Annotated in this window: 11 protein-coding genes; 2 read left to right on the forward strand and 9 right to left on the reverse strand. The window is 61.6% G+C overall.

The window, feature by feature from the left end:
- Positions 1 to 46 precede the first annotated feature (46 nt).
- The 6 genes from proC to BRPE64_RS01840 all read right to left on the reverse strand — a co-directional run bounded on the left by proC (position 47) and on the right by BRPE64_RS01840 (position 7,138).
- Complete coding sequence (gene proC / locus BRPE64_RS01815) at positions 47 to 859, reverse strand: pyrroline-5-carboxylate reductase (RefSeq protein ID WP_016344300.1); 813 nt, start codon at positions 857 to 859, stop codon at positions 47 to 49.
- A gap of 13 nt (positions 860 to 872) precedes the next feature.
- Complete coding sequence (locus BRPE64_RS01820; RefSeq protein WP_173405430.1) at positions 873 to 1,568, reverse strand: YggS family pyridoxal phosphate-dependent enzyme; 696 nt, start codon at positions 1,566 to 1,568, stop codon at positions 873 to 875.
- Positions 1,569 to 1,611: 43 nt separating this feature from the next.
- Positions 1,612 to 2,838, reverse strand: coding sequence for a glycolate oxidase subunit GlcF (glcF, locus tag BRPE64_RS01825; RefSeq protein ID WP_016344302.1), 1,227 nt, complete (start codon positions 2,836 to 2,838; stop codon positions 1,612 to 1,614).
- A gap of 31 nt (positions 2,839 to 2,869) precedes the next feature.
- Positions 2,870 to 3,958 carry a glycolate oxidase subunit GlcE gene (gene glcE, locus BRPE64_RS01830; protein WP_016344303.1) on the reverse strand — a complete coding sequence of 363 codons (1,089 nt, stop codon included), beginning with the start codon at positions 3,956 to 3,958 and terminating at the stop codon, positions 2,870 to 2,872.
- A 141-nt stretch (positions 3,959 to 4,099) separates the two neighbouring features.
- Positions 4,100 to 5,644: an FAD-linked oxidase C-terminal domain-containing protein gene (locus BRPE64_RS01835; RefSeq protein WP_016344304.1), complete on the reverse strand. Its 1,545-nt coding sequence runs from the start codon at positions 5,642 to 5,644 to the stop codon at positions 4,100 to 4,102.
- 75 nt (positions 5,645 to 5,719) lie between these two features.
- Positions 5,720 to 7,138, reverse strand: coding sequence for an FAD-binding oxidoreductase (locus BRPE64_RS01840; RefSeq protein ID WP_016344305.1), 1,419 nt, complete (start codon positions 7,136 to 7,138; stop codon positions 5,720 to 5,722).
- A 256-nt stretch (positions 7,139 to 7,394) separates the two neighbouring features.
- On the opposite strand from BRPE64_RS01840, the gene BRPE64_RS01845 reads away from it, so the two are divergent.
- Both BRPE64_RS01845 and BRPE64_RS01850 read left to right on the forward strand, forming a co-directional pair.
- Complete coding sequence (locus tag BRPE64_RS01845; protein WP_044041882.1) at positions 7,395 to 7,952, forward strand: cob(I)yrinic acid a,c-diamide adenosyltransferase; 558 nt, start codon at positions 7,395 to 7,397, stop codon at positions 7,950 to 7,952.
- Between the two features lie 77 nt (positions 7,953 to 8,029).
- Positions 8,030 to 9,715: an AIPR family protein gene (locus BRPE64_RS01850; protein WP_016344308.1), complete on the forward strand. Its 1,686-nt coding sequence runs from the start codon at positions 8,030 to 8,032 to the stop codon at positions 9,713 to 9,715.
- A gap of 90 nt (positions 9,716 to 9,805) precedes the next feature.
- Here the strand turns inward: BRPE64_RS01850 and aroG are convergent, their stop codons facing one another.
- The 3 genes from aroG to BRPE64_RS01865 all read right to left on the reverse strand — a co-directional run bounded on the left by aroG (position 9,806) and on the right by BRPE64_RS01865 (position 13,660).
- The gene (aroG, locus tag BRPE64_RS01855; RefSeq protein WP_016344309.1) at positions 9,806 to 10,879 is read right to left on the reverse strand and encodes a 3-deoxy-7-phosphoheptulonate synthase AroG; all 1,074 of its coding nucleotides are present in this window, start codon (positions 10,877 to 10,879) and stop codon (positions 9,806 to 9,808) included.
- 333 nt (positions 10,880 to 11,212) lie between these two features.
- Complete coding sequence (tldD, locus tag BRPE64_RS01860; RefSeq protein ID WP_016344310.1) at positions 11,213 to 12,679, reverse strand: metalloprotease TldD; 1,467 nt, start codon at positions 12,677 to 12,679, stop codon at positions 11,213 to 11,215.
- A 147-nt stretch (positions 12,680 to 12,826) separates the two neighbouring features.
- A complete protein-coding gene (locus BRPE64_RS01865; protein ID WP_016344311.1) occupies positions 12,827 to 13,660 on the reverse strand; it encodes a carbon-nitrogen hydrolase family protein in 834 nt (277 codons plus the stop codon).
- Positions 13,661 to 13,677: the final 17 nt, after the last annotated feature.

Genomic DNA, 13,677 nt, shown 5'->3' on the forward strand with positions numbered 1-13,677 from the left:
TACGGCGACGGCAGCCGGGGTCAGGCTGCCGTCGAACTTCCGCGCGTCAGGCGGCGCCCAGTTCGTCGCCCATTTCCTGCGCCCGCGCCTGTGCGGCCAGCGCACCGCGCACGATTGCGTCCTTCACGCCCTGCGCATCGAACGATGCGAGCGCCGCCGCCGTCGTGCCGCCCTTCGATGTCACGCGTTCGCGCAACACGCTCGCCGGTTCCCCCGATTGCGCCGCGAGTTGCGCGGCGCCGGTGAACGTGGCAACCGCGAGCGCGCGGCCTTGCTCGTCGTCCAGGCCAAGCTGGCGCGCCGCCTCCTGCATCGCTTCGATGAAATAGAACACGTAGGCCGGGCCGCTGCCGGAGATCGCGGTGACGGCGTCGAGTTTCGCTTCGTCGTCGAACCAGACGGCCGTGCCCACCGCTTCCAGCACCTCCGACGCCAGCGCCTTCGCTGCATCCGCGACGCCCGGCAGCGCGGCGAGTCCGGTCACGCCCATGCCGATCAGCGCGGGCGTATTCGGCATCGTGCGCACGATCTGCGTATAGCCGTTCAGCCAGCGCGACAGATCGCTCGCGCGGATGCCCGCCGCGATGCTGATGATCGTCTGCTTCGACAGATGCGGCACGAGCGCGTCGGCCACGCTCTTGAGCACTTGCGGCTTCACGGCGAGCACAATGGCGTCGTAGCCGGCAAGCGTCGCGTCGATGCCCGCGCCCGTCGCAATGCCGAACTGCTTCGCGGTGCGCGCGCGCGCTTCGTCGTTGATGTCGACGGCGTAGATGTCGGCCGGTGCGGTGCCGCGCTTGATCAATCCGCCGATGAGCGCCGCGGCCATGTTGCCGCCGCCGATGAATGCGATTTTCATGGTGAGAGTGAGGTCAGTGAGTGTAGGTTCGCGCGCCGAAAATCGCGGTGCCGATGCGCACCATGGTCGCGCCTTCGAGCACGGCGGCTTCGAGATCGGCGGACATGCCCATGGAGAGCGTGTCGAGATCGAGGCCGTCGGCGCGCAATGCATCGAACAGTTTGCGCAGGCGCGCATGCGGCACGCGTTGCGCGTCGAGCGTGCCGGCGGGTTCGGGAATCGCCATCAGGCCGCGCAGGCGCAGGCCGGGGAGGGCCGCCACCGCGTGCGCGAGCGCCGCGGCCTGCTCCGGTTCGACGCCGCTTTTCGACGCCTCGCCGCTCACGTTCACTTGCACGCACACGTTGAGCGCGCGCGAGCCTTCGGGACGCTGCGACGCGAGCCGCTCGGCGATCTTCAGGCGATCGATCGAATGCACCCAGTCGAACTGTTCGGCCACGAGCTTCGTCTTGTTCGATTGAAGCGGCCCGATGAAATGCCATTCGATGTCGCCGCGCAGATCCGCAAGCTCGGCGATCTTCGCGATGCCTTCCTGCACGTAGTTCTCGCCGAACGCGCGCTGGCCGGCGTCGAACGCGGCGCGCACGTCGCTCGCGGGAAACGTTTTGGAGACAGCGAGCAGCTTTACGGAAGACGCATCGCGCGAGGCGTCGTGCGCGGCCTTCGCGATGCGTTGACGAACTTCTTCGAGATGTTGAGCGATCGACATGGCGCGCGGCATTGGAGGGCAATCCGCCCATTATACGAACCGCTCATCCGTAAATCAGATGCTCCAGAAGTTGAATCCAGTGCGTGACGGGCGTCGACGTGCCGCTTTGCAGATGCGCAATGCAGCCGACATTCGCCGACAGGATCAGTTGCGGCTCCAGTTTCTCCAGCCGGTCGAGCTTCTGATTGCGCAGCGTGTACGAGAGCTTCGGCTGCAATACCGAGTACGTGCCCGCCGAGCCGCAACAGAGATGACTGTCGGCGGGCAGCCGCACTTCGAGCCCGAGCGCGGTGAGCAGATGCTCGATGCGTCCGCGAATCTGCTGGCCGTGCTGCAACGTGCACGGCGGATGAAACGCGACCGTATGCACGCCGCGCCGCCGCGCGAGCGCCACGAGTTCTTCCTCGTACTGCGGCAGGATTTCGGCGAGATCGCGCGTCAGTTCGACGATGCGCTGCGCCTTCTGTGCATACGCCGGATCGTGCCGCAGCAAGTGCGCGTATTCCTTGACCGTCGCGCCGCAGCCCGACGCGTTCATGACGATCGCCTCGACGCCGTTTTCCACGTGCGGCCACCACGCGTCGATGTTGTTGCGCACGTCGTCCAGCGCGTCGTCGTTGTAGCCGAGATGCAGACGGATCGCGCCGCAGCAGCCCGCGTCGGGCGCGGTGACGATCTCGACGCCGAGCGCATCGAACACGCGCGCCGTCGCCGTGTTGACGTTGGGCATCATCGCGGGCTGCACGCATCCGGCGAGCATCAGCATCTTGCGCGCGTGCTTGCCCGTGGGCGCGACGAGCGGCCGTTCGGGCAGCGGAATCTTGGCGCGCAGCTTGCGCGGCAGCAGGCCGCGAAACTGCTGGCCGAGCTTCATCGCGGGTGTGAAGAGCGTGCTGTTCGGCAGGAAGCTGGCGAGAAAGCGGCGTTGCAGGCGCTGGCGCATCGGCCGCTCGACCTTTTCTTCGATTACCTTGCGCCCGATCTCGACGAGCTTGCCGTACTGCACGCCCGACGGGCACGTGCTCTCGCAGTTGCGGCACGTGAGACAGCGATCCAGATGCAGCTGCGTGCTGCGCGTGACCGGCGCGCCTTCGAACATCTGCTTCATCAGATAGATGCGCCCGCGCGGCCCGTCGAGTTCGTCGCCGAGCAACTGATATGTCGGGCAGGTCGCCGTGCAGAAGCCGCAGTGCACGCACTTGCGCAGGATGGCGTCGGCTTCGTCGCCATCGGCTGTGCCGCGGATGAAATCGGCGAGATTGGTTTGCATCGTTTTATCTCAGGCTCGGTTCGCGATGCGGCTAAAAATCGGGATACAAACGCGCGCGATTGAAGATGCGCGCGGGATCGAATGCAGCCTTCAATCCACGATGAATCTTCATCAGCGGCGCGGGCAGCGGCGTGAACACGCCCGCATTGCGGTCGTAGGCGGAACCGCCGCGAAAGATGGTCGCGTGGCCGCCCGCCTGCTTCGCGCTGATGCGCACGGTCTGCGGATCGGTGTCGGTGATCCACCAGCGCTGCGCGCCGCCCCATTCCATCAGTTGCGCGCCCGGCAGATGCAGCGGCTCGGCGATCGACGGCAACGCGAGCCGCCACAGCGCCGAGCGCGGCTCGATCACGGAGAAGAACGGATCGGTCTGTTCGCGCAGGCCGATCCAGAAGCGGTCGGCCTCGACGGCATCGACCACTTCGCCGCCGAGCGTATTGCGCGCGGTCTTCACGGCCGCCTCCGCGCCCGCGAGACGCAGCGCGAGCGTGCCGTCGCGCCACGCGCTGCCGGTGATCGGCAGCGGATGGCCGCCCCATTCGTTGAGCTTGCGCACGCCGTCTGTTGCGTGCATGTCGAACTTGAGCGTGGCTTCGGCGACGGGCCGCGGCAGCACCTTGACCGACAGTTCGAGGATCAGCCCGAGCGTGCCGAGCGAGCCGGCGAGCAGCCGCGACACGTCATAGCCGGCGACGTTCTTCACCACTTGCCCGCCGAAGTGCAGCACTTGCCCGTGTCCGTTCATGACAACGGCGCCGAGCACGAAATCGCGCGGTGCGCCGGTCCACGCGCGGCGCGGTCCGGCAAGCCCCGCGGCGATGCAGCCGCCGAAGGTCGCGTTGCGCCCGAAGTGGGGCGGCTCGAAGGGCAGCATCTGATTGTGCTCGCGCAGCTTCGCTTCGATTTCGGCGAGCGGCGTGCCGCTGCGCGCCGTGATGACCAGCTCAGCCGGATCGTAGGCGATGATGCCGCGATGCGCGCGCGTATCGAGAATGTCTCCCTGGAGCGTCTGGCCGTACCAGTCCTTCGTGCCGCCGCCGCGGATGCGAAGCAGCGTGCCGGTTTCGGAGGCCCGGGCGATCCGTTCCGACCAGCCGGCGACGATGTCGTCCTGTTCCATGGATGTTCCGCTTGTTCGTCGATGCCGCTGTTCGACTTCTGTATTCGGCTTTACGCTTGTCCGGTCGATTGTACCGGCCGCTTAACGCCGTCGCACTCGGAGAAACATGGATAGCGGAACGCGCGCCGCGCCTCGTTGAATCTAGAAACGCGGCAGTTCGGGATGCGGCAGCAGGCCGCCGCGCACATGCATCTTGCCGTATTCGGCGCAGCGCGCGCGCGTCGGAATACCCTTGTCGGGGTTGAGCAGACCGGGCGGATCGAACGCGCGCTTGACCGCGAAAAATGCGTCGCGCTCTTCCGGCGAGAATTGCACGCACATCGAATTGATCTTTTCGATGCCCACGCCGTGCTCGCCCGTCACCGTGCCGCCCAGTTCGACGCAGGTCTCGAGAATGTCGCAGCCGAAGGCCTCTGCGCGATGCCATTCGTCGAGATCGTTGCCGTTGAAGAGAATCAGCGGATGCATGTTGCCGTCGCCGGCATGGAACACGTTGATGCAGCGCAACGCGTACTTTTTCTCCATCTCTTCGATGCGCGCGAGCAGCGGCCCGATCGCGCGGCGCGGCACGGTGCCGTCCATGCAGTAATAGTCCGGCGAGATGCGGCCTGCCGCCGGAAAGGCGTTCTTGCGGCCGGACCAGAACTTGAGCCGCTCCGTTTCCGAACGCGAAATCTGGATGCGCGACGCGCCGTGCTCGCGCAGCACCGCCGTCATGCGGACAATTTCTTCGGCCACTTCGTCGTGCGTGCCGTCGGATTCGCAGAGCAGGATCGCGGCGGCGTCGAGGTCGTAGCCCGCGTTGACGAACTGCTCGACCGCGCGTGTCGCGGGTTTGTCCATCATTTCGAGGCCGGCCGGAATGATGCCCGCCGCGATGATCTCCGCAACCGCGTTGCCGCCTTTCACCACGTCGTCGAAGCTCGCCATGATGACTTGCGCCGTCTGCGGCTTCGGGATCAGCTTGACGGTGATTTCGGTGACGATCGCGAACATGCCCTCGCTGCCGATCAGCACCGCCAGCAGATCGAGGCCCGGCGCGTCCGGCCCGAGCGAGCCGAATTCGACGACGTCGCCGTCCATGGTCACTGCGCGCACGCGCAGCACGTTGTGCACGGTCAGGCCGTATTTCAGACAGTGCACGCCGCCCGAGTTTTCCGACACGTTGCCGCCGATCGTGCACGCGATCTGCGACGACGGATCGGGCGCGTAGTACAAGCCGTAGGGCGCGGCGGCCTCCGAAATGGCGAGATTGCGCACGCCGGGCTGCACGGTCGCCGTGCGCGCGTAGGGATCGACTTCGACGATCTTGCGAAAGCGCGCGAGCGACAGCACGATGCCGTGCCGGATCGGCATCGCGCCGCCGGAGAGTCCGGTGCCCGCGCCGCGCGGGACGATCGGAATGGAAAGACGCGCGCAGATCTGCACGACGCGCTGCACCTGCGCCTCGGTTTCCGGCAGCGCGACCGCGAGCGGCAGGCGTCGGTATGCGGCGAGGCCGTCGCATTCATAGGCGGCGGTGTCTTCCTCGCGGAACAGCAGGCAATGCGTCGGTAGCACCGCCATCAGCGCCTGCACGACTTCGCGCTGACGTGCGGCGAGCTGCTCTTCGCTCAGCGCGGGCGCGTCTTCGTGCGGCAGGTTGGGCGACATCTGCTCGGGCTTGAGCTCGTCGGGTGCATTCATGTCTCGTCCTTCTTGATCCTTCGATGCCTGCGCGGTCAGCGCCGCTTGCTTATTCGTGCATCTTGCGCGACTTCGTCAACCTTCGAAAGCGAAGATTTTCCCCGGGTTCATCAAGTTGTTCGGATCGAGCGCCTGTTTGATGGCGCGCATCACCGCGATGGCATCCGCGCCGTGCTCGTCGATCATGAAGCCCATCTTGTGCAGCCCGACGCCATGTTCGCCGGTGCAGGTGCCGCCCATCGCGAGCGCCCGCGCGACGATAAGCCGGTTGATGCGCTCGGCTTCTTCGAGTTCTTCGGGCTTGGCGGGATCGAGCAGCATCGCGACGTGGAAGTTGCCGTCGCCGACATGGCCGACGATCGGGCTCGGCAAATACGAGCCTTGCAGGTCCTTCTCGGTTTCCTCGACGCATTCGGCGAGACGCGAGATCGGCACGCAGACGTCGGTGGTGACAGCGCGGCAGCCGGGCTTCAGTTGCAGCATCGCGAAGTAGGCGGAGTGACGCGCGTTCCACAGACGGCTGCGGTCTTCGGGACGCGTGGCCCATTCGAAGTCCTCGCCGCGATTTTCCGCGACGATATCCTGCACGGTCTGCGCCTGTTCCTTGACGCCGGATTCGGTGCCGTGGAATTCGAAGAACAGCATCGGCGCTTCACGCAGCGTCATGTTCGAGTGGCGATTGATCGCGCGCACGGCGAGCTTGTCGACGAATTCGACGCGCGCGATCGGCACGCCCATCTGGATCGTTTCGATGACGGCGCGCACGGCATCGCCCATCGACGGGAACGCGCATACGGCCGCCGAAATCGCCTCGGGCTGCGGATAGAGGCGCACGGTGATTTCGGTGATGACGCCGAGCGTGCCTTCCGAGCCGACGAACAGGCGCGTCAGGTCGTATCCCGCAGACGATTTGCGCGCGCGCGTGCCGGTGTGGATGACGCGGCCATCGGCTGTGACGACGGTGAGCGCGAGCACGTTTTCGCGCATCGAGCCGTAGCGCACGGCGTTGGTGCCGGAGGCGCGCGTCGCGGACATGCCGCCGATGCTGGCGTCCGCGCCGGGGTCGATCGGGAAGAACAGGCCCGTGTCCTTGAGCGCCTCGTTCAGTTGCTTGCGCGAGATGCCCGGCTGGACCGTGGCAGTGAGGTCTTCGGCGTTGATCGAGACGACCTGGTTCATCTCGGACAGATCGATCGACACGCCGCCTTGCACCGCGAGCAAGTGGCCCTCAAGCGACGAGCCGTTGCCGTAGGGAATGATCGGCACGCCGTGCTCGGCGCAGAGCCGGACGATGGCTTGCACTTCCTCGGTGCTGCGCGCGAAGACGACGGCGTCGGGCAGTTGCGGGTCGAACGGCGATTCGTCACGCCCGTGATGTTCGCGCACGGCTTGCGATGTCGTCGCACGGTCGCCGAATGCTGCCTTCAGCGCTTCGAAAAGAGACGCGGGAAAGGGGCGTTTCTGAAGCGCGTGGTGTTCGCTGGGGTGATTCACGTGCGTGTCTCCGGACGATTCAGCTTGATGTTGTGCCTGGCCTCGCGCGTCTGTTTGTGCGCCGGGCGCTGGGTATGGGCGTTGCGGGTTTTTGCTGATGCGCTCGGCATTCTCACTTTGTGACGACGCGAGCGGCGAACGGTGTTCATCGCATTTTACGCCCTCGGACGATGCTGGGCGGGCGGGGTTTCCAGGGGGATGCGTGCCTATAATGGCTCGCCGGTTTATCGATGGATCAGCATTTCAGGGAGTGATGATGGGACACCGCTTGAGCAAGATCGCCACACGCACCGGCGATGACGGAACCACGGGTTTGGGCGATGGCCGTCGCGTGTCGAAGGACGATGCGCGCATCGAGGCGATCGGCGATGTGGATGAGTTGAATTCGTGCATCGGCGTTTTGCTTTGCGAACCGATGCCGTCCGACGTGCGGGATGTGCTGACGCAGATTCAGAACGATTTGTTCAGCTTAGGCGGGGAGTTGTCGATTCCCGGGCATTCGATGATTCAGGAGTCGCATCTCGCCCAACTGGATGCGTGGCTCGAGGAATACAACGCGACATTGCCGCCGTTGGCTGAATTTATCTTGCCGGGCGGGTCCAGGGCGGCGGCGTTGGCTCACGTTGCGCGGACGGTTTGCCGGAGGGCGGAGCGGGCGATTGTCGCGCTTGGGCGGGTTGAGGCGGCTGGCGTGAATGAGGCGCCGCGGCGGTATGTGAATCGGTTGTCGGATTTGATGTTTGTGGTGGCCCGGGTTTTGAATCGGGTGGATGGGGGGAGTGATGTTTTGTGGCGTCGTGCCGCCGCACCTTGATGTTAAGCTCGTTAAGCGTTATTTTTTGCCAAAAAGTCAAGACGTAGCAATTTCTAACATTAAAACAACTTAAGAAAATGAGCATCATCCTTTCAACACGCGTCAGAAACCACATCGATTCGATCGTGAAAGAGCATCTTTACCTTGAAGACGCAGCTGACGATTCAAAAAAATATTCGAGAGGAATCACTGCAGTATGTCTAGCGGGGCTCACCGGTCTTCCGTATTCTTCGGTGAAAGACTATGTAGTTGATGGAAGCCGCGACAATGGGATAGACGGAGTCGCCTACGATGCGCCAAAAAATAAGCTTTATCTAGTTCAGGCTAAATGGTCCAATAAAGGTACCGGTACTATTGATACGGGAGATCTGCGAAAGTTTATTGCGGGCGTTTACGACCTGTTGAATGAGAATTGGGAGAAGTTTAACGCTCGATATGGCATCATTGCAAATAAAATATCAGACGCTATCCGGAACGATCCGGAAATCGTGGTGGTCGCCGCATTTAATAGCGATAATCCGATTAGCCGTGAGTGCGAAGATATCATAAGCGACTTCCTAGCTGAAAATAATTCGGATCACCAAGAGATCGTAACATTTAGGCAGTTTGATCTGAAGCGTCTTATTCGAACAATAAATTCAATTAAAGCCGGTTCGAAATCGGACGTGGAACTCAATCTGTTGCATTGGGGCGAACAAAAAGAGCCATACTACGCTGTGTACGGAAAAATTTCGTGTGCAGATGTAGCAGAGTGGCACAATACCCATGAGAACCTTCTCTTCTCCGAAAATATCCGGAATACGTTGCCAGAAAGCGAGATTAATACTCAAATAGAAGCCGCGTTGGTCAATGATCCAGCGGAGTTTTGGTATCTAAACAATGGAATAACGGCGATAGCGGACGAAGTCGTAAGAAAGCCTATCGGACTCGGTGATCAGAAGGAAAGCGCGCTTTGGAAAGTCAGCAATCTCAAGATCGTGAACGGAGCCCAAACTACCGGTTCGATTGCAAAAGCGTACAGCAAGAGTCCTCACGCGGTGCGGAAGGCGTATGTGCAGATAAAGGTAATTTCGCTTGAAAACGCACCAATTGATATTGCAAAAAAAGTAACGACAGCTACTAACACACAGAATCGCGTTGACGCCAAGGACTTTCTGGCTTTGGATCCGATTCAGGACGGCATCGCGGAATCTTTCAAGCAACGTGGCATTCAGTATTGTTATCGACGCGGTGAGAGAGTTGTTGATGTCGCTAAAGGCCTTGAAGTCCAGGAGCTGGCTATGGCGCTAGCAGTCTCCAGCGATCATATGAGCAGTGTCACTGTCGCAAAGCGTAACGCCGGATCGCTTACTGATCCCAACGGACATTACGCGAAAATATTCGACAAGCCACTCGACGCTGAACTGGCATGGAATTTGGTGCTTAAGTTTCGTGAAGTGGAGTCTCTTGCCACAGAGTACATGGGAAAACTCAAGGGGCGAGAGGCGCAATTCGCGGTACATGGCAATCGATTTATCGAACACTTGCTCGTAATTACAAGTGGTAGAGTCAGTAAGGAGAAGATCGCAAAGATTCATGAGGCGCTTAGGCGCGTAGTTAATGAGCTTTACGGAACAGACTGTTATCTCGCAGTTGTTTTTAAAAATACCAAAAAATGTGAAGCCATCAAAGCGCGAATGTTGGACTTAATGAAAAAATCATCGCACAACGCTTCTAAAAATCATGATTATAGTGCACAGCTTTCGCTGGGCATTGAAGAGTAGTATTACATCGCACCACGCGCGAGACGTCGTATAGCTCAGTCGCTATTTTACGGACCGACCTTCACTATGGTCGGTCTAGACAAGCTTTTATCAGTTACCGTTTGTTCGTCCGCTTCTCCGTTGCTTCACGGAGTCGGCCAGCCCTTCCAGCACGCCCACACTCTCATCCCACCCGATACAAGCATCGGTGACGCTCTGTCCGTAGGTCAATTCGCACCCTTCCTTCAAATCCTGTCGCCCCGCGACAAGATGCGACTCCACCATCACCCCAACAATCCGCTCGTCCCCGGAAGCAAGCTGCCGCCCGATATCTTCACAAACCGGAATCTGGTTCTCATGCTTCTTCGAGCTGTTCGCGTGACTCGCATCGATCATCAAACGCGCGGCTAAACCAGCCTTCCCGATATCACTACAAGCTGCATCCACACTCGCCGCATCGTAATTCGGCGCTTTGCCGCCGCGCAAAATAATGTGGCAATCCTCATTACCCGCGGTTGAAACAATCGCCGAATGCCCGCCTTTGGTCACAGAAAGGAAATGGTGAGGCTGCGAAGCCGCCTTGATTGCATCGACGGCGATCTTCACGTTGCCATCCGTACCGTTCTTGAACCCGACCGGGCACGACAAGCCCGAAGCCAGTTCGCGATGAACCTGCGATTCAGTCGTCCGCGCGCCAATCGCGCCCCACGAAATCAGATCGGCGATGTACTGCGGGCTGATCATATCGAGGTACTCGGTGCCGGCCGGAAGCCCAAGCTCATTGATATGCATGAGCAATTCCCGCGCGGTCCGCAACCCGTCGTTGATCTTGAAGCTGTTATCCATGAACGGATCGTTGATGAGCCCCTTCCAGCCGACCGTGGTCCGCGGCTTCTCGAAGTACACGCGCATCACAATTTCGAGTTCTCCGGCGAACCGCTTGCGCTGCTCGATCAACCGCCCCGCGTACTCCATCGCAGCCTTCGGATCATGAATCGAGCAAGGCCCGATGATGACGATCAGCCGGTCATCCATCCCGTGAAGGATGCGATGCATCGATTGCCGCGCGTTGTAGATCAGCTCCGACACCGGCTCGGCGCAGGGAAATTCGCGGATCAGATGCGCGGGCGGGGTCAGCTCTTTCAACTCGCGGATGCGTACGTCATCGGTATTGTGCGGGGGCATTTCGTTACTCCAACAAGGGCAGATCCAGCGAAGATCCAGGGCAGATGGCGAAAAAAAACCGCCAGACTCGCTGGCGGTTTTTCGGGAATTTCGGTTTTTTCGACCTAAGACTCACCCCTCTCGATCCGCCAGCGGCTTGAGATGCCAAAAGAAATAAAAATAAAACTTGGCGGACATGAGGGATCGAACGGGAGTCGAAAAAAGTTGTGACTGCTTTTATAACCGCAAACACGCGGCGCTGACAAGCCTGCAACTACGAAACGCGGACAATCCGCATCGGACCATGCGGCGACGCCGCAAACAAACGCATCCGATGCGGAAAATCCGCATGAATCAGACCGTTCCGCCGACCGTCATCTTCTCGATACGCAATGTCGGCTGCCCGACGCCCACCGGCACGCTCTGGCCTTCCTTGCCGCACACGCCCACGCCGCTGTCGAGCGCCATGTCGTTGCCGATCATCGTCACGTATTTCAGCGATTCCGGCCCGCTGCCGATCAGCGTCGCGCCCTTCACCGGGTACGTGATCTTGCCGTCCTCGATCATGTACGCCTCGGACGCCGAGAACACGAACTTGCCGTTGGTGATATCGACCTGACCGCCGCCGAAATTCACCGCGTACAGGCCGTTCTTCACCGACGCCAGAATTTCCTCCGGATCCTTGTCGCCGTTAAGCATGTACGTGTTGGTCATGCGCGGCATCGGCAGGGCGGCGTACGACTCGCGACGCGCGTTGCCCGTCACCGGCATTTTCATCAGGCGCGCGTTGAGCGAGTCCTGAATGTAGCCCTTGAGAATGCCGTCTTCGATCAGCGTCGTGCACTGGGTCGGATTGCCTTCGTCGTCGATATTGAGCGAGCCGCGCCGGTTCGGCAGCGTGCCGTCATCGACGACCGTGACGCCCTTCGCCGCGACCTGCTCGCCGATGCGCCCCGCAAACGCCGACGATCCCTTGCGGTTGAAATCGCCTTCGAGGCCGTGTCCGATCGCCTCGTGCAACAGCACGCCCGGCCAGCCCGGCCCGAGCACGACGGTCATCGCACCAGCCGGAGCAGGGCGCGCTTCGAGGTTGACGAGCGCCGCGTGCACGGCGTCGTCGACATATTTGTTCAGGATGGCGTCGGTGAAATAGCCGTAGTCGAAACGGCCGCCGCCGCCGCCCGTGCCGATCTCGCGCCGGCCATTCTGCTCGGCGATCACCGTCACGGACACGCGCACGAGCGGGCGCACGTCGGCGGCGAGGGCGCCGTCGCTGCGCGCGACCAGCACGACATCGTATTCGCCGGCGAGCCCCGCCATGACTTGCGTGATGCGCGGATCTTTACCGCGCGCCATCTGCTCGACACGCTCCAGCAGTTTCACTTTCGCGTTGGCATCGAGCGAACTCAGCGGATCGGACGGCAGATACAGATCGCGGCCCGACACGCCCGTGAGCGCGCTCGCGGGTTTGATCTTGTGTTTGCCGCCGCCCGCGCGGGCGATCGCGCGCGTCATGAGCGCGGCCTGGCGGATGGATTCGGGCGAAAGATCGTCGGAATAGGCGAAAGCCGTGCGCTCGCCGGACACGGCGCGCACGCCGACGCCCTGGTCGATGCTGAAGCTGCCCGATTTGACGATGCCTTCTTCGAGACTCCACGCTTCGCTGCGCGTGGACTGGAAATAGAGGTCGGCATAATCGACGCGATGCTCGAAAATGTCCGCGAGCGTGCGTGTGATGAGTCCTTCGTCGAGGCCGTAGGGCGTGAGCAAAACGTCCTTCGCCGTGACCAGGTTGCGAATGCCGGGTTCGATGATGTTCATGCGGTGCCTATTACGTCTTCTAAGACGAGTTCGGTGATATTTCAGACGAATTGCAGACTATTCTACGGTCTGATTCAGTCACGTCATGTGCGGGGAGAAACCCGCATCTTCAAGTCGAGATTTCGCAAGGGGTCGCAGGCCGCGCGATCACCCGATCACGCGATGCCGGTACGCCGGCAAACTCTGTCGCACGGCGACGATACGTTCCAGGTCGATGCCGCCCGCCACCACGCCCATGCCTTCGTCCTGCACGGCGACGATCTCGCCCCACGGATCGATCAGCATGCTGTGGCCCCACGTGCGGCGGCCGTTTTCGTGCCTGCCGCCCTGCGCCGCGGCGAGCACGTAGCACTGATTTTCGACGGCGCGCGCCTTCAATAACGTCTCCCAGTGCGCATTGCCCGTCGTATAGGTGAATGCGGACGGCACGACCATCAGCGCGCAATCGCCGAGTTTCCGGTACAGCTCCGGAAAACGCAGGTCGTAACAAACCGACAAGCCGACGCGCCCGAACGGCGCGTCGAAGGTCCGTACTTCGCTGCCCGGGCAAATGGTGCGCGCTTCGTCGAACGATTCCGCGCCTTTTTCGAAATTGAACAGATGAATCTTGTCGTAACGCGCGACCTGCGCGCCGGACGGATCAAAGACGAGCGTCGTGTTCAGCACGCGGTCCGCTTCCGGCGACTGCAACGGCAAGGTCCCGCCGATGATCCACACGCGATGTTCGCGCGCTGCATCGGAGAGGAATTGCTGAATGGGGCCGGAACCGGGCGTTTCACGGATCGCCAGTTTGTCGGTGTCCTTGAAGCCCATGTAGCAAAAATATTCCGGCAGGAGCACGAGTTGCGCGCCGCCGCGCGCCGCCTCGGCGATAAGGCGCCCGGCGTCGGCCAGATTGCGGTCCAACTCGGGCGTGCTGACCATTTGCAGCGCGGCGACTCGAAACGGCTTGCCGGCGCTTTCGCTCGATCTTTCGCTCATGTGTCGGTGCGCAGCCA

It is taken from the genome of Caballeronia insecticola (genome assembly GCF_000402035.1).
GTDB classification, from domain to species: domain Bacteria; phylum Pseudomonadota; class Gammaproteobacteria; order Burkholderiales; family Burkholderiaceae; genus Caballeronia; species Caballeronia insecticola.